The 20,127-nt window shown below is 69.9% G+C and carries 20 protein-coding genes; 14 read left to right on the forward strand and 6 right to left on the reverse strand.

All coding sequences use genetic code 11. From position 1 onward, the window contains the following. Positions 1 to 22: 22 nt before the first annotated feature. Positions 23 to 871, forward strand: a complete 849-nt coding sequence (locus PVT71_RS06895; protein WP_353473849.1) for a DMT family transporter — start codon at positions 23 to 25, stop codon at positions 869 to 871. 54 nt (positions 872 to 925) lie between these two features. On the opposite strand, the gene PVT71_RS06900 is transcribed toward PVT71_RS06895, so the two are convergent. Continuing rightward, complete coding sequence (locus PVT71_RS06900) at positions 926 to 1,276, reverse strand: metalloregulator ArsR/SmtB family transcription factor (RefSeq protein WP_353473769.1); 351 nt, start codon at positions 1,274 to 1,276, stop codon at positions 926 to 928. A 250-nt stretch (positions 1,277 to 1,526) separates the two neighbouring features. Here PVT71_RS06900 and PVT71_RS06905 point away from each other — a divergent pair, with 250 nt between their 5' ends. The 6 genes from PVT71_RS06905 (at position 1,527) to PVT71_RS06930 (ending at position 5,177) form a co-directional block, all read left to right on the forward strand. After that, entirely contained in the window at positions 1,527 to 1,904 is a 378-nt protein-coding gene (locus tag PVT71_RS06905) for an AtpZ/AtpI family protein (protein ID WP_353473770.1), read from the forward strand. Then, positions 1,894 to 2,673, forward strand: coding sequence for a F0F1 ATP synthase subunit A (locus PVT71_RS06910; protein WP_353473771.1), 780 nt, complete (start codon positions 1,894 to 1,896; stop codon positions 2,671 to 2,673). The genes PVT71_RS06905 and PVT71_RS06910 overlap by 11 nt, the downstream gene beginning before the upstream one ends. Before the next feature lie 56 nt (positions 2,674 to 2,729). Continuing rightward, on the forward strand, positions 2,730 to 2,966 hold the full coding sequence (locus tag PVT71_RS06915) for a F0F1 ATP synthase subunit C (protein ID WP_092427884.1): 237 nt from the start codon (positions 2,730 to 2,732) through the stop codon (positions 2,964 to 2,966). A gap of 86 nt (positions 2,967 to 3,052) precedes the next feature. Beyond that, on the forward strand, positions 3,053 to 3,604 hold the full coding sequence (locus PVT71_RS06920) for a F0F1 ATP synthase subunit B' (RefSeq protein ID WP_353473772.1): 552 nt from the start codon (positions 3,053 to 3,055) through the stop codon (positions 3,602 to 3,604). 4 nt (positions 3,605 to 3,608) lie between these two features. After that, positions 3,609 to 4,172: a F0F1 ATP synthase subunit B gene (locus tag PVT71_RS06925; RefSeq protein WP_353473773.1), complete on the forward strand. Its 564-nt coding sequence runs from the start codon at positions 3,609 to 3,611 to the stop codon at positions 4,170 to 4,172. A gap of 195 nt (positions 4,173 to 4,367) precedes the next feature. Then, on the forward strand, positions 4,368 to 5,177 hold the full coding sequence (locus tag PVT71_RS06930) for a division plane positioning ATPase MipZ (protein ID WP_353473774.1): 810 nt from the start codon (positions 4,368 to 4,370) through the stop codon (positions 5,175 to 5,177). Between the two features lie 13 nt (positions 5,178 to 5,190). Here PVT71_RS06930 and PVT71_RS06935 read toward each other — a convergent pair whose 3' ends face one another. Beyond that, positions 5,191 to 5,688: a DUF308 domain-containing protein gene (locus PVT71_RS06935; RefSeq protein WP_353473775.1), complete on the reverse strand. Its 498-nt coding sequence runs from the start codon at positions 5,686 to 5,688 to the stop codon at positions 5,191 to 5,193. 188 nt (positions 5,689 to 5,876) lie between these two features. On the opposite strand from PVT71_RS06935, the gene PVT71_RS06940 reads away from it, so the two are divergent. Further along, on the forward strand, positions 5,877 to 6,305 hold the full coding sequence (locus tag PVT71_RS06940) for a hypothetical protein (RefSeq protein ID WP_353473776.1): 429 nt from the start codon (positions 5,877 to 5,879) through the stop codon (positions 6,303 to 6,305). Between the two features lie 5 nt (positions 6,306 to 6,310). On the opposite strand, the gene PVT71_RS06945 is transcribed toward PVT71_RS06940, so the two are convergent. Beyond that, positions 6,311 to 6,763, reverse strand: coding sequence for a GNAT family N-acetyltransferase (locus PVT71_RS06945; protein ID WP_353473777.1), 453 nt, complete (start codon positions 6,761 to 6,763; stop codon positions 6,311 to 6,313). Positions 6,764 to 6,954: 191 nt separating this feature from the next. Between PVT71_RS06945 and smc the strand changes: the two genes are divergently transcribed. Further along, positions 6,955 to 10,410, forward strand: a complete 3,456-nt coding sequence (smc, locus tag PVT71_RS06950) for a chromosome segregation protein SMC (RefSeq protein WP_353473778.1) — start codon at positions 6,955 to 6,957, stop codon at positions 10,408 to 10,410. A gap of 108 nt (positions 10,411 to 10,518) precedes the next feature. Here the strand turns inward: smc and PVT71_RS06955 are convergent, their stop codons facing one another. Beyond that, entirely contained in the window at positions 10,519 to 12,003 is a 1,485-nt protein-coding gene (locus PVT71_RS06955) for an ABC transporter substrate-binding protein (RefSeq protein ID WP_353473779.1), read from the reverse strand. A gap of 170 nt (positions 12,004 to 12,173) precedes the next feature. On the opposite strand from PVT71_RS06955, the gene panB reads away from it, so the two are divergent. Together panB and panC are read left to right on the forward strand one after the other, a co-directional pair. Next, positions 12,174 to 13,007, forward strand: coding sequence for a 3-methyl-2-oxobutanoate hydroxymethyltransferase (panB, locus tag PVT71_RS06960; RefSeq protein WP_353473780.1), 834 nt, complete (start codon positions 12,174 to 12,176; stop codon positions 13,005 to 13,007). Then, positions 13,004 to 13,849 (forward strand): pantoate--beta-alanine ligase, encoded by an 846-nt coding sequence (gene panC / locus PVT71_RS06965; protein WP_353473781.1) that lies wholly within the window; start codon positions 13,004 to 13,006, stop codon positions 13,847 to 13,849. Before panB ends, panC begins: the two co-directional genes overlap by 4 nt. Positions 13,850 to 14,024: 175 nt before the next feature. Here panC and PVT71_RS06970 read toward each other — a convergent pair whose 3' ends face one another. Together PVT71_RS06970 and PVT71_RS06975 are read right to left on the reverse strand one after the other, a co-directional pair. Continuing rightward, positions 14,025 to 15,302 (reverse strand): acetylornithine deacetylase/succinyl-diaminopimelate desuccinylase family protein, encoded by a 1,278-nt coding sequence (locus tag PVT71_RS06970; protein ID WP_353473782.1) that lies wholly within the window; start codon positions 15,300 to 15,302, stop codon positions 14,025 to 14,027. A gap of 65 nt (positions 15,303 to 15,367) precedes the next feature. Next, on the reverse strand, positions 15,368 to 16,315 hold the full coding sequence (locus PVT71_RS06975) for a DUF2125 domain-containing protein (RefSeq protein ID WP_353473783.1): 948 nt from the start codon (positions 16,313 to 16,315) through the stop codon (positions 15,368 to 15,370). Positions 16,316 to 16,381: 66 nt separating this feature from the next. Between PVT71_RS06975 and PVT71_RS06980 the strand changes: the two genes are divergently transcribed. Genes PVT71_RS06980 through PVT71_RS06990 form a run of 3 tightly spaced genes read left to right on the forward strand, consistent with a single transcriptional unit; the run spans position 16,382 to position 20,099 of the window. Then, positions 16,382 to 16,924 carry a gamma-glutamylcyclotransferase gene (locus PVT71_RS06980; protein WP_353473850.1) on the forward strand — a complete coding sequence of 181 codons (543 nt, stop codon included), beginning with the start codon at positions 16,382 to 16,384 and terminating at the stop codon, positions 16,922 to 16,924. A gap of 55 nt (positions 16,925 to 16,979) precedes the next feature. Then, a complete protein-coding gene (locus PVT71_RS06985; RefSeq protein ID WP_353473784.1) occupies positions 16,980 to 18,194 on the forward strand; it encodes a biopolymer transporter ExbB in 1,215 nt (404 codons plus the stop codon). Positions 18,195 to 18,197: 3 nt separating this feature from the next. After that, positions 18,198 to 20,099 carry a peptidoglycan -binding protein gene (locus PVT71_RS06990; RefSeq protein ID WP_353473785.1) on the forward strand — a complete coding sequence of 634 codons (1,902 nt, stop codon included), beginning with the start codon at positions 18,198 to 18,200 and terminating at the stop codon, positions 20,097 to 20,099. Positions 20,100 to 20,127 lie beyond the last annotated feature (28 nt).

Here is a 20,127-nt window from a genome sequence, read left to right on the forward strand (position 1 = left end):
GTCCGGCCGCGGCCATCTCGCGATGCTGGCCTTCTCGGCCTTCGTCGCGGGCTCCTTCTCGCTGGGATCGATGGCGGCGCCGCACATCGCCCCCGCCGCGCTGAACGCGGCGCGCTTCCTGCTGGCCACGGCGGCGCTTGCCGCGGTCGTCCTGGCGCGCGGCGGCATTCCGCGCCGGGCGCTGGCCGCGCCGTGGCGCTACCTGCTGATCGGCGGGCTGATGTCGGTCTACTTCGTGCTGATGTTCGAGGGGCTGAGGACCGCGGAGCCGGTCAGCATGTCGGCGGTCTTCACCCTCACCCCGGTGATGGCGGCGGGCTTCGGCTGGCTGCTGATGCGCCAGCGGATGAGCCGGCGCATCGCGCTGGCGCTGGCGATCGGCGGGCTCGGGGCGCTCTGGGTGATCTTCCGCGCCGACCTCGGGGCGCTGCTGCGCTTCTCGCCGGGGCGCGGCGAGATGATCTTCCTCGTCGGCTGCGCCGCCCACGCGATCTACGCGCCGATGGTGCCGCGGCTCAATCGCGGCGAGCCGGCGCTGGTCTTCACGCTGGGCACCATGGTGGCGGGCACGCTGGTGCTGATCCTCTGGGGCTGGCGCGACATCGTCGCCACCGACTGGCGCGCGCTGCCCGGCATCGTCTGGGTCACCATCCTCTATACCACGGTGGCGGCGACGGCGCTCAGCACGGCGCTCATCCAGTTCGCGGCGATGCGCCTGCCGAGCGCCAAGGTCATGGCCTATACCTACCTCATCCCGAGCTGGGTGATCCTGTGGGAGATCGCGCTGGGGCGCGCCGCGCCGCCGGCGCTGGTGCTCGTCGGCGTGGCGCTGTCGGTGGTGGCGCTGCTGCTGCTGTTGCGGGACGGGTAGGGGAGGGCAACTCTCTTGGAAGAGAGCTGCAAATTCCTTGGAGGGAATTAGCCGTCAGGCCTGGTCTTCGCGGGCGGGCGCGTCGGGGGCCAGCTCGGTCTGCAGGAAGCGCTCGAAGGCGTCGAGGTTGATCGGCTCGAACTGCCCGAAGCCCTGCATCCAGACCGAGGCCTCGCGCAGCGCGTCGGGCTCGAGCTTGCACCATTTCACCCGGCCGCGCTTTTCCTGGCTGATCAGCCCGGCGGTGGCGAGCAGGGCGAGGTGCTTGGAGATCGCCGCCAGCGACATCTCGAAGGGCTCGGCGACATCGGTCACCGCCATGTCATCCTCGAGCAGCATGGCGAGGATGCGCCGCCGCGTGGGGTCGGCCAGGGCGGAAAAGACGGTGTCGAGATCGGGTTGCATGGGCTCATAAGTGCCGGAGCGGGGCGGGGCGTCAAGCCGCGCCGTGACGGCGGGCCGGGCATAGTCAACCCCGGGGTTGAATATGGATTTCGCCCCATGTTGGCGCTAGCGGCGCGATGCTGCGCTGCGGCTTCGTCGACTGGATAAGCGAAAACAATGGGTTAGACCGCTGTTACAGGCGTTCACGGCGGGTTGACTCAGAGCCCCCCTGCGCATAGCAACTCCTCGAACGTCCGAATGGAGCGAAACGGTGGGCGATCCCGATCCGAAGCGGCAACTCGACGCGCTGGAGGCGAAGATCGCGGCGGCCAAGGCTGCCCGGGAAACCCGGAAGTCGCACCAGGAGGAACACTATTCCCAGGCCAACATCGCCTGGCGGATGGTGACGGAAATGGTGGCCGGTCTCGGGATCGGCTTCGGCATCGGCTACGGACTGGACATCCTCCTGGGGACCATGCCGTGGTTCATGGTGCTGTTCACATTGCTGGGCCTCGTGGCGGGCATCCGCGTGATGTTGCGGACCGCCGCCGAGATCCAGGCGAAACAAGCTTCCGGCCCAGCCGGAGAGGGACAATCCTCCGGCAAGCCCGGAGATGACGAGAAGAGGGATCGCGGCGATGGCGACTGAAGCGGCTCACGGTGTGGAAACGGTGGAACATGCGGCCGGGACCGGCCTCTCCTTCCACCCGATGGACCAGTTCATGATCAAGCCGCTCTTCGGAGACGGCGGCGTGGGCATGTTCACCATCACCAACGTGACGCTCTGGATGTTCATCTGCATCCTCGCGATCATCGGCGTCATGGTCATCGGCACCTCGCGCCGCGCGATCATCCCCTCGCGCAGCCAGTCGGTCGCCGAACTGGCCTACGGCTTCATCTACAAGATGGTGGAAGACGTCACCGGCAAGGACGGCCTGAAGTACTTCCCCTACATCATGACGCTGTTCATGTTCATCGTCTTCTCGAACTTCCTCGGCCTCATTCCGATGAGCTTCACCACCACCTCGCACATCGCGGTGACCTGGGTGCTGGCGCTCTGCGTGTTCCTCGGCGTGACGATCCTCGGCTTCGTGAAGAACGGCGTGCACTTCCTCGGCCTGTTCTGGGTGACCTCGGCGCCGCTGGCGCTGCGCCCGATCCTCGCCGTGATCGAGATCATTTCCTACTTCGTCCGCCCGGTCAGCCACTCGATCCGTCTTGCTGGCAACGTGATGGCCGGTCACGCCGTGATGAAGGTCTTCGCTGGCTTCGCCGCGCTGGCCGTCGTCTCGCCGGTGTCGATCGTCGCGATCACCGCGATCTACGGGCTCGAAGTTCTGGTGGCCTTCATCCAGGCCTACGTGTTCACCATCCTGACCTGCGTGTACCTCAAGGACGCGCTGCACCCTGCCCACTGAGGGCAGGACGGTCCGGACAACCCCCTAATCCAATTCCATCGTAAGGAGAGACTCAAATGGAAGGCGATATCGCAAACCTCGGTCAGTTCATCGGCGCCGGCCTCGCAGGCCTGGGTTCGGGCCTCGCAGCCCTCGGCGTTGGCAACGTTGCTGCAAACTTCCTGGGCGGCGCACTGCGCAACCCGTCGGCAGCTGCATCGCAGACCGCCACCCTCTTCATCGGCATCGCATTCGCAGAAGCACTGGGGATCTTCTCGTTCCTCGTCGCTCTGCTGCTGATGTTCGCCGTCTAATCCTTCGGGACCTTATCCTTACGCGGGGGCGGCACCGTCTTTGACGGGCCGCCCCAAGTAGAGACAACGTTCCGACGGAGGACGACATGGCGGTCGAACCCATCACGGAAGAACTGGCCGGTGTCTGCGTCGACGCCCATGGCTCCGCCATCGGGATGCCGCAGCTTTGCGGCGAGTGGATTCCGAACCAGATCTTCTGGCTCATCATCACTCTGGTGGTGATCTTCTTCGTGCTGTCGCGCATCGCTCTGCCGCGGATCGCATCCGTCCTGGCCGAGCGTCAGGGCACCATCACGAACGACATCTCCGCCGCGGAAGAACTGAAGCGCCAGGCGAAGGACGCGGAAGCGGCCTACGAGAAGGCGCTTGCCGATGCCCGTACCGAGGCACAGGCCATCGCGCAGAAGACCCGCGACGAGATCAAGGCCAAGCTCGACGCCGCCACGGCCGAGGCTGACGCCAAGATCGCCGAGAAAGCTGCCGAGTCCGAAAAGGTCCTCGCCGAGATCCGCGCCTCTGCCGTGGAAAGCGTCGAGGCCGTTGCAAAGGATACCGCGGAAGCCATCGTGGCTGCCCTCGGCACCTCTGCAGACCGCGCCGCGATCGACGCGGCCGTGGCCAACCGGATGAAAGGCTGATCCCATGCGCAAACTCATGACCCTGAGCGCGCTCGGAACCCTGCTGGCCAGCCCCGCGCTGGCCGCCTCCGGCCCGTTCTTCTCGCTCCGCAACACCGACTTCGTCGTGCTGCTGGGCTTCCTGCTGTTCCTCGCCATCCTCGTGTACTTCAAGGTGCCGAAGATGCTGGGCAGCCAGCTCGACCGCCGTGCCGAAGGCATCCGCAACGAGCTCGAAGAAGCCCGCGCCCTGCGCGAGGAAGCACAGACCCTGCTGGCCTCCTACGAGCGCAAGCAGCGTGAGGTGCAGGAGCAGGCGGACAAGATCGTGGCCCAGGCCAAGATCGACGCCGAAAGCGCCGCGGACCAGGCCCGCAAGGACCTCGACGCCTCGATCGCGCGCCGCATCGCGGCTGCCGAAGAGCAGATCAAGTCCGCCGAAAGCTCGGCCGTCCGGGAAGTGCGCGACCGCGCAATCACCGTGGCCGTTGCCGCTGCCCGCGACGTGATCGCGCAGAAGCTCGGTGCCAAGGACAAGGCGGCCCTCGTGGACGCCTCGATCAAGGAAGTCGGTGCCAAGCTGCACTGATCCTTCCGAAGCGACGGACTTGCAGAGCCCGGCCCATGGCCGGGCTTTTGCTTTTCCGGCGCGCCCCGCATGCATCAAACCGCGAAAGCTTGGGTCGCAGGGGGCTCAGAAGTCTTTTCCTTGAAGTAGACCCCATATACTGTGTGCCTACCGCAAGCACAGCCAAACATGTGGGCGGAAGCTCGAGGGGACAGCGTGGCACATATCATCGTCGTAGGAAACGAGAAGGGTGGGGCGGGGAAGTCCACCGTCTCGATGCACGTGGCAACCGCGCTGGCGCGCATGGGGCACCGCACCGGCACCCTGGACCTCGACCTGCGGCAGCGTTCCGTCGGGCGCTACATCGAGAACCGCCGGGCCTTCTGCGCGCGCGAGGGGCTCGACCTGCCGATCCCGCTTTACCTCGACCTGCCCGAGGTCCAGCCCGAGGCGCTGGCGCCGGGCGAGAACGCCTTCGACCACCGCCTGTCGAAGGCCGTGGCGCAGCTCGAGACCGACTGCGACTTCGTGCTGATCGACTGCCCCGGCTCGCACACCCGCCTGAGCCAGGTGGCGCATTCGCTGGCCGACACGCTGATCACCCCGCTCAACGACAGCTTCATCGACTTCGACCTGCTGGCCCATGTGGATACCGACGGCGAGAAGATCCTCGGCCCGTCTGTCTATTCCGAGATGGTCTGGAACGCCCGCCAGCTGCGCGCGCAGGCCGGGCTGCAGCCGATCGACTGGGTGGTGCTGCGCAACCGGCTCGGGGCGCAGAACATGGTCAACAAGATGAAGATGGAGAAGGCGCTGATCAAGCTGTCGAAGCGCATCGGCTTCCGCATCGCGCCCGGCTTCAACGAGCGGGTGATCTTCCGCGAGCTCTTCCCGCGCGGGCTGACCCTGCTCGACCTCAAGGACATCGGGGTGGGCAACCTCAACATCTCGAACGTCGCGGCGCGGCAGGAGCTGCGCGAGCTCGTGTCGGCGCTGAACCTGCCGGGGGTCGACGTCGACTTCTGAGCCGCGCCCGCCGCTAGTGGCGGCGCATGTGCAGCGCGATGAGCGTCGCGCCGATGCCCGAGCTCAGCAGGTCGATGGCGAGGAAGATGCCCAGCAGCCCCATGGCCGAGCCGGGCAGGGTGGCCATGATCATCACCCCCAGCACCACCGAGACCAGCCCCGCGAAGACCAGCCAGCCCCAGCCCGAGCGCTGGCGCATCGACAGGCCGATGGCGATCCGCACCACGCCGAGGGCGAGGAAAAAGGCGGCGATCAGCCAGGTGAGCGAGACCAGCCCGCGTTCGGGGTTGGCCAGCAGGAAGACCCCGAAGGCCAGCACCAGCAGGCCGAGCACCGCCTCGGAGAGCCGCGCGCCGGTGCTGGCATGGGCGTTGAAGGCGATCCAGAGCTGCAGCGCGCCGGCGATGACGAAGGCAATGGCCGAGATGGTGAGCACGGTCATCGAGGCGGCGAAGGGATGGACGAAGGCGCCGATGCCGCCGAGGATCAGGATGATCCCGAGGGCGAGCATCCACCCCCATTTCTTGCCGGGGAGGGGGGAGTCGGGACCACCGTGCATCGTTCTGGCTCCGTTTCAGGGCGCAGGAAGGGGGCGGCTGGTGCCGTCCCTTGCCTCAGTTGACGTCGGGGAAGCGGTGATGGCAACCCGCTGCGGGGGTTGTTAGCGAAAGTTTAATACATTCTCACAAAGCTTTGCGCATGAACTCACCAAGCGGCGCGCGGCCTTCCGCGATCCTTCCCGCCCTGGGCCAGTTTCTCGGCGTGCTCGTGCTGACCGGATGCGGGCTGAGCGGCTGCGCCGGGCAGGTGGCCGGGCCGGGCTATGGCGTGTTGCGCCCCGTCACGGCCGAGGTCGAGGGTGTCCGCTTCGTGCTGCGGCTGGGGCCGGACCGGGCGGAGGCGGTGCGGACAAGCCCGATGCTGCGCCCGGACTTCGCGCGGGTGGCGCGGCTGGCCGAGATCGCCGTGGCGCGCAAGTCCGGCTGCGAGCCGCGCTGGGTGGTCGGCGATCCGTCGATGCTGGAACTGGGCCTTGCCTGCCCCGGCCAGCCGGTGCCGAAGATGCCGCGCGGCCGCCACGTCGCCTGCGACATCCTCTCGGCGGCGGGACAGGGCGACTGCGGCTGAGCCGGTCAGAGCGGCTTTTCGTAGAAGAGGCTCGAGCTGTTCTCGACATAGGCGCCGAAGGGGCCGCGCGCGGTGAAGCCGGTGCTCTCGTAGAGCGCGACCGCCGCGGGCAGCTTGTCGCCGGTCTCGAGCCGCAGCAGCGGGATGGCTTCCTCGCGCGCCACCGCCTCGAGATGCGCCAGCATCCGGCGGGCAAGGCCGAGCCCGCGCGCCTCAGGGCTGACGAACATCGACTTCACCTCGGCGTAGCCCTCCTTGCGCGCGATGGCGGCGCAGGCGAGCAGCACGCCGTTCTCCTCGGCGCCGAAAAGCGTGATCCCGGGTGCGCAGAGCGCGTCGATGTCGAGGAAGTAATTCTCCTCCGGCGGGAAGAGCGACTCCATCAGCGCGTGGCTGGCCAGCAGCAGCGCCTCGGCGCGCGGATCGCGGGGAGAGACTGGACGAATGGTCACCGACATCAAAGCTTTCCTCCGGGCATGGGGTGCGATATTGGCCGGGCCTGCGCCACGGTCAACCCACAAATCTGGCGCGCCGACCGCAATATCTTGTGGACAACTGGCAAGCGCCCGCCACATCCGGGGCAAAGCGTTTGACTTGGGTCCGGGCGGGGCGGCAAATTCGGGGTTAACTTCGGAATCAGGACAGGTCAGTGCAGTTCACACGGCTTCGATTGACGGGCTTCAAGAGCTTCGTCGACCCTACCGATCTCGTCATCGCGGACGGTCTGACCGGGGTTGTCGGGCCGAACGGCTGCGGCAAGTCGAACCTGCTCGAGGCGCTGCGCTGGGTGATGGGCGAGAACCGCGCCAAGGCGATGCGCGGCGCGGGCATGGAAGACGTGATCTTCGCCGGCGCCCATTCGCGCCCCGCCCGCAACTTCGCCGAGGTGTCGCTGACCATCGACAACGGCGACCGGCTCGCCCCCGCCGGGTTCAACGACCAGGACCAGCTCGAGATCGTCCGCCGGATCACCCGCGACGTCGGCTCGGCCTACAAGGTGAACTCCAAGGACGTGCGGGCGCGCGACGTGCAGATGCTCTTCGCCGATGCCTCGACCGGCGCGCATTCGCCCGCGCTGGTGCGGCAGGGGCAGATTTCCGAGCTGATCAACGCCAAGCCGCAGAACCGCCGCCGCATCCTCGAGGAGGCCGCGGGCATCTCGGGACTTTACCAGCGCCGCCACGAGGCGGAGCTGAAGCTGAACAACACCGAGGCCAACCTGCTGCGCGTCGACGACGTGATCGAGCAGCTCGCGGCGCAGATGACCCAGCTCGACCGGCAGGCCCGGCAGGCGCAGCGCTACCGCGCCATCGGCGCCGAGCTGCGCCAGGCCGAGGGGCTGCTGCTCTACCGCCGCTGGATGGAGGCCGAGGAGGCCCGGCAGGCCGCCGAGGCCGTGCTGCGCGGCCTCGTCACCGCCGCCGCGCAGGCCGAGAGCGCCGCCCGCGCCGCCGAGCGCGCCCGCGCCGAGCGCGACGAGGCGCTGCCGCCGCTGCGCGAGGAGGAGGCCATCGCCGCGGCCATCCTGCAGCGGCTTGCCGTGCAGCGCGACGCGCTGGTCGAGCAGGAGGCCCGCGCGCAGGACACGATCACGACGCTCGCCCGCCGCATCGAGCAGATCGCCCATGACATCGAGCGCGAGGGCGCGCTCAACCGCGACGCGGGCGAGACCATCGCCCAGCTCGAATGGGAGGCGCGCGAGCTGGCCAAGGCCGCCGAGGGTCATGACGACCGGCTCGCGGATGCCGCCGACGCCGCCTCCGAGGCCTCGGCCGTGCTGCAGGACCGCGAGGCGGCGCTGACCCAGCAGACCGAGGACGTGGCGCGGCTCGCGGCCCGGCACCAGTCGGCGCACCGCTACCTTGCCGACCTGCGCAAGGCGCTCCTGCGCCACGAGGGCGAGGCGGACCGGGCGCGCGAGGCGGTGGCCGCGGCGCGCGGCACGCTCGCCGGGGCGACCGGTGCGATGGAGGAGGCGCAGCAGCGCTCCGAGGCGGCGCAGGCCATGGCCGCCCGCGCCGAGGAGCTGCTGGCGCAGGCCGACGAGGCGCGCACCGACTGCCAGTCGCGCGAGGCCGAGGCCCGCGCCGAACGGTCGGAGGCCGAGGGCGAGACCAGCGCGCTGCGCGCCGAGGTCGGCGCGCTGACCCGGCTGCTGGAGCGCGACACCGCCGAGGGCGGGCAGATCCTCGACCGGCTGCAGGTGGCCCCGGGCTTCGAGAAGGCGCTCGGCGCCGCGCTCGCCGACGATCTGCGCGCGCCCGAGGTGGGCGCGGGCACCGCGTCGGGCTGGGCGCTGCTGCCGCGCTACGAGAGCCAGCAGATGCTGCCCGAAGGGGCCGAGCCGCTGTCGCAGCACGTCACCGTGCCCGGCGTGCTGATGCGCCGGATGAGCCAGATCGGCCTTGTCGCCGCGGCCGAGGGTGCGCGGTTGCAGCCGCTGCTGAAGCCCGGCCAGCGCCTCGTCAGCCGCGAGGGCGACCTCTGGCGCTGGGACGGGTTCCGCGCCTCGGCCGGGGATGCGCCCTCGGCCGCCGCGCTGCGGCTCGAGCAGCTCAACCGGCTCGAGGTGCTGAAGGCCGAGATGGCCCGGACCGAGGCCCGCGCCGAGGCGCTGCGCGTCTCGCATGACGCGCTGGTGGCGCGGCTCGCCGATCTCACCCGCGCCGACAAGGTGGCGCGCGAGACCCGGCGCGAGGCCGACCGCGAGGTCAACGAGGCGATGCGCGCCTTCAACCGCGCCGAGAGCGAGCGCAGCATGGCCGAGAGTCGTCTGGAAAGCCTCGGGCTGGCGGTGAGCCGCCACGAGGGCGAGGCCGAGGTGGCGCGGAGGCAGGTGCTCGAGGCCGAGCGGGCGCTGTCGGAGCTGGGCGATCTCGAAAGCGCCCGGGCGCTGGCCGAGGACGTGCGGATGACGGTCGAGGCGGCGCGCATGACGATGATGACCCGCCGCTCGGCGCATGACGAGCTGCGCCGCGAGGGCGAGGCCCGCAAGGGCCGGCAGCAGACCGTGACCAAGGAGCTCTCGGGCTGGCGCCACAGGCTCGAGACCGCCGAGAAGCGCAGCGCCGAGCTTTCCGAGCGCAAGGCGGTGCACGAGCGCGAGCTGGCCGAGGCCCGCGCCGTGCCGGACGAGCTGGCCGGCAGGCGCGACGACCTCGCCCGCTCGCTCGAGGAGGCCGGCGAGCGCCGCGCCGCCGCCGCCGACATGCTCTCGGCCGCGGAAAGCGCCATGCGCGCCGCCATCGCCGCCGAGCGCGACGCGGAACGCGCCGCCTCCGAGGCGCGCGAGGCCCGCGCCGGCGCTGAGGCCCGGGTCGAGGCCGCGCGCGAGACCGTGGCGGCCGCCGCCGAGCGCATCGAGGACGAGCAGGAGACCACCCCCGAGAAGCTGCTGGCGCGGCTCGACGTGTCCCCCGCCGCCATGCCCGCCTCCGAGGCGATCGAGGCCGACGTGAACCGGCTCAAGCGCCAGCGCGACGCGCTCGGCGCGGTCAACCTGCGCGCCGAGGAGGACGCCCGCGAGGTGCGCACCGAGCATGACACGCTGGCGCAGGAGAAGACCGATCTCGAGGAGGCGGTGCGCACCCTGCGCGCGGGCATCTCGTCGCTGAACCGCGAGGGGCGCGAGCGGCTGCTCACCGCCTTCGACCAGGTGAACGCCAACTTCCGCCTGCTCTTCACCCATCTCTTCAACGGCGGCGAGGCCAACCTCGTCATGGTCGAGAGCGACGACCCGCTCGAGGCCGGGCTCGAGATCATGTGCCAGCCGCCGGGCAAGAAGCTCTCGACGCTGTCGCTGCTCTCGGGCGGCGAGCAGACGCTGACCGCGCTGGCGCTGATCTTCGCGGTCTTCCTCGCCAACCCGGCGCCGATCTGCGTGCTCGACGAGGTCGACGCGCCGCTCGACGATGCCAACGTGACGCGCTTCTGCGACCTGCTCGACGAGATGTGCCGCCGCACCGAGACGCGCTTCCTGATCATCACCCACCACGCGGTGACGATGAGCCGGATGGACCGGCTCTTCGGCGTCACCATGCAGGAGCAGGGTGTCAGCCAGCTGGTGTCGGTGGATCTGAAGAAGGCCGAGCGGCTGGTCGCCTGACGCGCCGCCGGGGCGCGCGCCCTGCTTCCATATGTTCCAAGTATCCCGGGGGTGCGGGGGCAGCGCCCCCGCCTCCTGCCGTTCCGGCGGCGCCGCCGCCGGACGGGGTCACTGGTCCCAGTAGACGCCGGTCAGATCGGTGGCCTGCGTCGGCTGGTTCTTCCACAGCCCGTGCAGCCGGGCATCGGCGACGGTCGGGAAGGCCAGCTGGAAGAGGAAGGCGTTGACGTGGTCCTCGGCGATGATCCGCTGCGCCTGCTTCAGCAGCTCCGAGCGCGCCGCCGGGTCGGTGGTGGCGGTGAGCTGCGCCATCAGCTCCTGGAAGGCCGGGTTGTCGTACTGGAAGTAATAGTCCGGCCGGGCATAGATGTTGATGTCCATCGGCTCGGTATGGCTGACGATGGTCAGGCCGAAGTCCTTGCCGCGGAACACTTCCTCGAGCCACTGCGCCCATTCGAGGTTGGTGATCTCGGTCTGGATGCCGACGGCGCGCAGCTGCGCGGCGATGATCTCGCCGCCGCGGCGGGCGTAGGAGGGCGGCGGCAGCTTCAGCGTGGTGGTGAAGCCGTCGGGGAAGCCCGCGTCGGCGAGCAGCGTCTTCGACTTCTCGGGGTCGTAGTCCGACAGCTCGGTCAGGTCGACGTAATCGGGGTTGTGCGGCGCGAAATGCGTGCCGATCGGCGTGCCGAGCCCGAACATGGCGCCGTCGATGATCGCCTGCCGGTCGATGGCATGGGCCACCGCCTCGCGCACCTGCGGATCGTCGAAGGGCTCGATGCCGTTGTTCATCGCGAGGATCGTCTCGCCCTCGGTCGAGCCCACCAGCACCTGGAAGCGCGGATCGGCCTCGAACTGCGGCAGGTTCTCCGGCGCCGGGAAGCCGGCATAGGCGTCGATGTCCTGCGCCATCATCGCTGCGAAGGCGGCGGTCGGGTCCGAGATGAAGCGGAAGGTCACGTGGCCGAGCTTCGGCGCCTCGCCCCAGTAGGCGTCATTGCGGTCGAGGCTGATGCTGTCGCCCTGCGTCCAGCTGGTGAAGGCGAAGGGCCCGGTGCCGACCGGGTGGGACTTGATGCCCTCGATGCTCTCGGGCGCGACGATCACCGCGTCGCCCCAGGCCATGTTGAAGAGGAACGCGCCGTCGGGGGCCTTGAGCGTCACCTGCACGGTCAGCGGATCGACCACGGTGACTTCCTCGATCCCGGCAAAGAGCGCCTTCTGGGCGTTCTGGCTGTCCTCGGCGCGGGCGCGGTCGAGGCTGAACTTCACGTCCTCGGCGTCCATCGCGGTGCCGTCGTGGAAGGTCACCCCCTCGTGCAGGTGGAAGGTGTAGCTGGTGCCGTCCTCGGAAATGTCCCAGCTCTCGGCGAGGCCCGGGTGGATCGAGCCGTCCTCGGCGAATTTCGTCAGCCCCTCGAAGACGTTGGTGTAGAGCACCGAGTCGATCGCCCCGGCCGCGGCCGAGGTGGGATCGAGATGCGGCGGCTCGAGCTGCAGCGCGATGATCAGGTCGTCCTGCTGCGCGAAGGCGGCGGCGGAGCCGAGCAGCAGCGCGGCGAGGGAAAGGCTGAAGCGGGTCATCGGGCGGGTCATCGGAAAGGCAACTCCTGTTTCGGGGCCGGACGAGCGGATGTTGCGGCAAGACTGCGCGCAAATCCCCCGATTGTGCAAGCGGCGACACGGTTTGCAGGCTGGATTGAAAGGGGCGGGGCTGCTAAACCGCGCCAGCTTTGACGAGCAGCCCAGGACGAGAGGAGACGCCCATGAGCGCCACGGCCCGCAAGAGCGCCCCGCTTCCCGAGGACATCCGCGCCCGCAAGGGCGGCGTGCCGCTGGTCAGCCTCACCGCCTACACGACCCCGATGGCGCAGGCGATGGACGGCCATTGCGACTTCGTGCTGGTCGGCGATTCCGTCGGCATGGTGCTGCACGGGCTGCCCTCGACCCTCGGCGTCACCATGGAGATGATGATCCTGCACGGGCAGGCGGTGCGGCGCGGCCTCTCGAAGGCGATGATGGTCGTCGACCTGCCCTTCGGCAGCTACGAGGAGGGCCCGCAGCAGGCCTTCCGCAACGCCGCGCGGATCATGGCCGAGACCGGCGCCGCGGCGGTCAAGCTCGAGGGCGGCGTGACCATGGAGGAGACCATCCGCTTCCTCGTGCAGCGCGGCATCCCGGTGATGGGCCATGTCGGGCTGACGCCGCAGTCGATCCACACGCTCGGCGGCTACAAGGTGCAGGGCCGCGGCGCCGCCGCCGAGGCGCTGCGCGCCGACGCCCGCGCGGTGGCCGGGGCCGGGGCCTTCGCCGTGGTGCTCGAGAAGGTGCCGGCGGCGCTGGCCGACCGGGTGACCGCCGAGCTGCCGATCCCGACCATCGGCATCGGCGCCTCGGCCGGCTGCGACGGGCAGATCCTCGTGGTCGACGACATGCTGGGGGCGTTCACCGCCTTCAGCCCGAAATTCGTGAAACGCTACGCCGCGCTTGGCCACCAGGCCGAGGCGGCGATCGAGGAATACGCGGCGGAGGTGCGCGCCCGGGAGTTCCCCGGCCCCGAGCACGTCTTTGCCGAGGAAGCTCCGGAGAAGAAGACATGACCGCTCCCCTCCTGCGAACCAAGGCGGCGCTGCGCGCGGCGGTGCTCGGCTGGAAGGCCGCCGGCGAAAGCATCGGCGTCGTGCCCACCATGGGCGCGCTGCACGCCGGGCACCTCAGCCTTGTCGAGGCGGCCAAGGCCGGCTGCGACCGGGTGATCGTCACGATCTTCGTCAACCCCAAGCAGTTCAACAATGCCGCCGACCTCGAGAACTACCCGCGCACCGAGCTGGCCGATGCCGAGAAGCTCGCGCCCTTCGGAGTGGATGCGATCTACGTGCCGGGCCCCGCGGAGATCTACCCCGAGGGCTTCGCCACCACGGTCTCGGTCGCCGGGCTGACCGAGGGGCTCTGCGGCGCGCACCGGCCGGGGCATTTCGACGGGGTGACCACGGTGGTCAGCAAGCTCTTCCTGCAGACCGGGGCGGACCGCGCCTATTTCGGCGAGAAGGACTACCAGCAGCTGCAGGTGGTGACCCGCATGGCGCGCGATCTCGACATCCCCTGCGAGGTGATCGGCTGCGCCACGGTGCGCGAGGCCGACGGGCTGGCGCTGTCGTCCCGCAACGTGCTGCTGCCCGCCGACGTGCGCGCCGCCGCGCCGGCGCTGCACCGGGTGCTGCGGCAGGTGGCCGAGCGGCTGCGCGACGACGAGAGCTTCGGCCCGGTCACCGCGCAGGCGCGGGCGGCGCTGCACGAGGCGGGGTTCACCGAGGTCGAGTACCTCGACCTGCGCGCCGCCGACGGGCTGGCGCCGATGACCCGGCTCGACCGGCCGGCGCGGCTGCTGATCGCCGCCTGGCTGGGCGGGGTGCGGCTGATCGACAATATCGCGGTCGGCTAGGGTTAGGCTCGAAAAGGGCGGGGGCGCTGCCCCCGCACCCCCGGGATATTTGGAACATATGGAAGCAGGGGGAGGGCGCGGTCCCGTGGCGCGCGGCGATCCTGCATCTTCCGCATGTTGCAAATATCCCCGCCGGAGGCAGGCCGGAGCGTGCCGCCGGCGCGGCGCCGGGGGCTCAGCGCAGCAGCAGGCGCTCGAGGCTGCGGGCCATGACGCGGGCGCTGTCGAGCATGTCGGTGACGCCGATCCACTCGTCGGGCTTGTGCGCCAGTTCCAGCACGCCCGGCCCGTAGGCGATGCAGTTCCTGAGCTTGCCGATCCGGTCGATGTGCTTCTGGTCGTAGCTGCCGGGCGAGGCGACGTAGGTCGCGTCGGTGCCCAGCACCTCGCGGATCGCCGCGGCGACGGTGGTGACCACCGGGGCGGTTTTCTCGGTCATCGAGGGGATGACGCGGTTGAGCTCGCGGATCTCGTAGTCGAAGTTCGGGCGGCGGGCCTTGAGGTCCTCGAGCAGGGTGATGACCTCGTCCTTCACCCCCTCGACGGTCTCCTCGATGAGGAAGCGCCGGTCGATCACGACGCGGCAGCTGTCGGGCACGCAATGGGCGGGCAGGCCCTCGTGCCGCTCGTCCTGTCCGCCGTGGATCGAGTTGATGTTCATCGTCGAGTTGCGCGCGCCCTCGGGGACCACCGGCATCTCGGTGACGCGGGCGGCCATGGCCGGGAAGAGCGTCTCCTCGAAGGCGTCGAGCACGGCGCCCATGTGGCGGATCGCGCAGTCGCCGAGAAAGGGCATGGAGCCATGGGCGATCTCGCCCTTGGTCTCGATCTCGGCCCACCAGCCGCCGCGGTGACCGAGGCAGATGCGGTGCTTGTCGAGCGGCTCGGGGATGATCACGTGCTGCACGCGCGAGGGGTTGAACCAGCCCTCCTTCGCGAGGTGCGCGACGCCGCCGTAGCCGCCGGATTCCTCGTCCGCCGTGGCGCTGATCTCGACGGCGCCGGCGAAATCCGGGTGGGTCTCGAGGAAGGCCTCGACGGCGATCACCGAGGCGGCGAGCCCGCCCTTCATGTCGCAGGTGCCGCGGCCGTAGATGCGGTCGCCCTCGAGCGCGCCGCCGAAGGGATCGCGGGTCCAGCCGGCGCCGACCTCGACCACGTCGTGATGCGAGTTGAAATGCACGCAGTCGCCCGGCCGCGTGCCCTCGCGCCGCGCCACGAGGTTCCAGCGCGGGTAGCGGTCGCTGTCGCCGGGGGCGCCGGTCGCGCGCACCAGCGTGCAGGTGAAGCCGCGCGCCGCGAGGCGGCGCTCGAGGTGGTCGCAGATGTCGCGGTAATATTGCCCCGGCGGGTTCAGCGTCGGGATGCGGACGAGGTCCTGCGTCAGCGCGATCAGGTCGTCACGCTTGTCTTCGATGCGGGTGTCGAGGCGGTCGGCGAGTGCGTCGGTCATGACCGCACTCTTTCCGGCTTTGCCGCGCCGCGCAAGCGTGGCGGCGCGGGCCGGGGTCTTTCGGGTCAGGGGAAGCGCAGGCGCGGCGCCTCGCCGAGCGGAATCGGACCCAGCCGGGCCACGCCCTCGTCGATGGTCAGCGGCAGGTCGAGCGTGTCGCGGTTGCCCGAGAGCCCGGCGACGAGGCCGAGCCCGTCCTCGAGCGCCCTCGCCATGCCTTCGGGAAGCTGGCCGCTCTGCCGGGCCATGTCGATCATCTCGCGCCAGTTCACCGCCTTGACCGTCACCTCGCCGTCGAGCGTGCCGTCATCCTCCACGTCGACGTCGCCCGCGACCTTCAGCTGCAGGTCGTCGACCTTGTACTCGGCAAGGTGCAGCTCGACGCGCAGCGGCTGCGGGTGCGGGCCGGCCTGCTGGCCGACGCGCAGCGGCAGGTCGGTGTCGAAGCCCGCGTCGAGCCGGATGGCATCGGCCACGCGCCCGCCCGAGCCGGCGATCGCGTCGGCGCCGACGGCGATGCGGTAGCTGGTCTCCTCGCCCTCGTCGCGGGTCAGCGCGGCGGTGAGCCCGGCCAGCGCCGCGGTGGTGGCGCCGGTGAGGTTGAGCGTCTGCGCCTCGAAATTGGCCCGCACCACGATGTCGCCCTCGTGGATGAAGCTGGCGCGCATCCCGTCCGAGGCGACCTCGGTCGGCCCGAGCTCGGTGGTCACCGTCATCCGCGGCGGGAAGGCGACGATCTCGTGGCCGAAGTTGTAGACCAGACGGTAGATGTCGACGAAGGGGGCCTCCCAGCGCAGCCCCTCGGGGCTTTCCAGCAGCAGCCCGCTCAGCCGCGCGTCGACGCGGTTGGGGAAGCCCTGCAGCGAGAGATCCGCGTAGCTTGCGGTCCAGCCCTCGGCCCGGCGCGCCTCCATCCAGGCGTCGATCGCCTTGCGCTCGAAATGCACCGAGACGAACCAGAAGCCGGACCAGGCCAGCGCGACCACGATCACGGCAATGAACAGCTTCTTCACCACTCGCCCCCTTTTCTGACGGACAGGATTGGTGTTTACAGCCGCCATGCGGAAAGGACCAGAATGATGGCGCTTTGGGTCTTCGGCTACGGCTCACTTCTTTGGAATCCCGGCTTTCCCGTCGCCGAGAGCGTGCATGCCACGCTGCCCGGATACCGCCGTTCCTTCTGCATGCGCTCGATCCACCACCGCGGCACGCCGGATGCGCCGGGGCTGGTGCTGGCGCTGGACGCCGAGCACGCCGCCGCCTGCGACGGGCTGGCGCTGCGCGCGCAGCCGGGCTCCGAGGACGCGACGCTGGACTACCTGCGCGAGCGCGAACTGGTCTCGGCCGCCTATTACGAGGCGCTGCTGCCGCTGACGCTGCAGGACGGGCGCGAGGTCGAGGCGGTGACCTACATCATCGACCCGGACCACGTGCAATATTGCGGCGGGCTCGACCTCGAGGAGCAGGCGCGGATCATCGCGCAGGCGATCGGCGGACGCGGGCCGAACAGCGAATATCTCTACAACACCGCGTCGCATCTCGAACATCTGGGCATTCCTGATGCGGAGCTGCACTGGTTGGCCGACCGCGTGCGCAGCCTGATGGATAACGGCTTGGCTTGACTGGGGCGAAGTCTTAGGCTGCCAAACAGAATTTTGCCAAAATCGGGTGTCCCAGATGGACCGACGCAACCTCGAGGCAGAGGCCCATTTCAGCCAGCCGGTCCGCCAGATCACCCTGATGCTGGCGGTGCTCGGCCTGTGCGGCGCCGGGGCGGTGCTCGTGCTGCCCAGCGTGATGCCGGTGTTCCAGTCGAACCCGTACCTGAACGGCTTCATCCTCTTCGTCTTCGTGCTGGGCGTGCTGGCCTGCTTCCTGCAGGTGGCGCAGCTGATCACCTCGGTGCGTTGGATCGAGGGCTTCGCCTCGGGCCGGGACGCGGGCGCGCGCCCGCCGCGCCTGCTGGCCCCGCTCGCGGCGCTGCTCGGGCGGCATGACAAGCGGCTGCAGATCACCACGACCTCGACGCGGTCGATCCTCGACTCGGTGGCGACGCGGATCGACGAGGCGCGCGAGATCACCCGCTACATCGTCTCGCTGCTGATCTTCCTCGGCCTGCTCGGCACCTTCTACGGGCTGGCGACCACCGTGCCGGCGCTGGTCGACACGATCCGCAGCCTCGTGCCCAAGGACGGCGAGAGCGGGGTGCAGACCTTCTCGCGCCTGATGCAGGGGCTCGAGGGGCAGCTCGGCGGCATGGGCGTGGCCTTTGCCTCGTCGCTGCTGGGCCTTGCCGGCTCGCTGATCGTCGGGCTGCTGGAGCTCTTCGCCGGGCACGGGCAGAACCGCTTCTACCGCGAGCTCGAGGAGTGGCTGAGCTCGATCACCAAGCTGAGCTTCAGCTCGGGCGAGGGCGAGGGCAGCGGCGACGAGGCGCTGATCGGCATGGTGCTCGACCAGATGACCGAGCAGATGGAGCGGATGAGCGCGCTTTACGCCGAGAGCGAACAGGGCCGGATGGAGATCGAGAGCCGGCTCGGCCAGCTGGCCGATTCCATCGAGCGGATGACCGAGCGGCTCGAGGCGACGGCGCCGTCGAACAACTCGCTGGCGCGCATCGCCGAGGGGCAGGAGCGGCTGATCGAGGTGCTCGAGAGCCGCGAGACCGCCGAGGGGCTGGATGCCGAGAGCCGGATGCGGCTGCGCTCGATCGACGTGCAGATGCTGCGGCTGCTGGAGGAGGTGGCCGCCGGCCGGCAGGAAAGCATGGCCGAGCTGCGCACCGACCTCGCGACGCTGACCCGTGTCATCGGGCAAATCGCGCGCCCGCAGCCGCCGCAGGTGCGCGCGGTGCGTCCGAACCCGGCGCGCTCCGGCGGATCCGAGGGCTGATCCATGGCCCTCTCGCGCCGTACCGGAGCCCGGCTTCAGGCCAATATCTGGCCCGGGTTCGTCGACGCCATGACCAGCCTGCTGCTGGTGCTGATGTTCGTGCTCACCATCTTCATGGTGATCCAGTTCGTGCTGCGCGAGACCATCACCGGGCAGGAGACGGAACTCGACAGCCTGTCGGGCGAGCTGGCCGCGCTGGCGCAGGCGCTGGGAGTGCAGGAGCGCAAGAACACCGCGCTGACCAACCAGCTCGGCGAGCTCGAGGCGACGCTTTCGGACAATGCCACGCAGCTGGCCGAGCAGCAGTCGATCATCGCCGCGCTCACGACGCAGCGCGACGAGCAGCAGGGGCGCATCGCCTCGTTCGAGGAGCAGGTCGCCTCGCTCATCGCCGAGCGCGACGGGGCGCAGCAGACCATCACCACGCTCAATGCCGAGAAGGACGAGCTGACCTCGGCCCGCGACGCGCTCGAGACGGCGCTGGCCTCGGTGCGGTCCGAGGTGGACGCGCAGGCCGAGGCCGCGCGGCTCGACGCCGCCAAGCGCGAGGCGATGGAGGCGCTGCTTGCCGACCTGCGCGCCAAGAACGCCGCGCAGGAGACGCAGCTGGGCGGGCTCTCGGCGCAGGTCGACGCGCTGCAGCAGAACCTCACCGACGAGGAACAGCGCCGGCTGGCCGAATCCGAGGCCGCCGCCGCGCTGCGCAAGCGGCTCGAGGACTCGCAGGCCGAGTTGACCGCGATGACCCTGTCGCTCGAACAGCAGCGCAAGCAGGCCGAGGACACGCTGACGCTGCTCGCCGCGGCGCGCGAGGGCGAGTCCGAGCTGAACGCCCGGCTGGCCGCGGCGCTCGCCGCCGACAACAGCAACGAGCTCGAGGCGCGGATCGTCGCGCTGGAAAGCGAGCTGTCGCAGGCGCAGCAGACCGGCGACACCGCGCAGGGAGAACTTGCCAGCCTGCGCAGCGATCTTGCCACCGCGCGCGAGGAACGCGACGCGGCGCAGGTGAAGCTGGCCGAGGCGCTGGCGGCGCAGAGCGATGTCGAGCTTGACGCGAGCCAGGTCCGCGACCGGCTCGCAGCGGCGCTCGCCGCCAAGGCCGCGGCCGAGGCGAAGCTTGCCGAGGGCCTCAGCGACGACGAGCGCCAGCAGGCGCTTCTTGCGCAGGCGCGCAAGGAGCTGGAGGCCAGCGACACCCGCGCCAGCGCCGCGCAGAAGCAGTCCGAACTGCTGAACCAGCAGGTCGCGGCGCTGCGCACGCAGCTGTCGCAGCTGCAGGGGCTGCTCGACGACAGTCGCGAGAAGGATGCCGACGCGCAGGTGCAGATCCAGAACCTCGGGTCCGACCTCAACGCCGCGCTGGCACGCGTCGCCGCCGAGGAGCGCAAACGCCGGCAGCTCGAGGAGGCCGAGCGCAAGCGGCTCGAGGCGCAGGCGCAGGATCTGGAACGCTACCGCTCGGAGTTCTTCGGCCGGCTGCGCGAGGTCGTGGGCCAGCAGGAGGGCGTGCGGATCGAGGGCGACCGCTTCGTCTTCTCCTCCGAGGTGCTGTTCCCGCCGGGCGGCGCGACGCTGTCGGTGGTGGGCGAGCAGGAGATTTCCAAGATCGCGGGGATCATCCGCAACATCGCGCGGGACATCCCGCCGGGGATCAACTGGATCCTGCGGGTGGACGGGCACACCGACGACACGCCGCTGCGCCCGGGTGCGCCCTTTGCCGACAACTGGGAGCTCAGCCAGGCGCGGGCGCTCTCGGTGGTGCGCTACATGGTCGAGCACGAGGGCATCCCGCCGCAACGCCTTTCGGCCAACGGGTTCGGGCAGTTCCAGCCGATCAACACGGACGGCAGCGAGGCAGCCAAGGCGCAGAACCGCCGGATCGAGCTCAAGCTGACCGAGAAGTGAGGGCAGGGGGCTCCGCAGGGGCTCCCCG

Source organism: Salipiger sp. H15 (genome assembly GCF_040409955.1).
In the GTDB taxonomy this organism is placed as follows: Bacteria; Pseudomonadota; Alphaproteobacteria; order Rhodobacterales; family Rhodobacteraceae; genus Salipiger.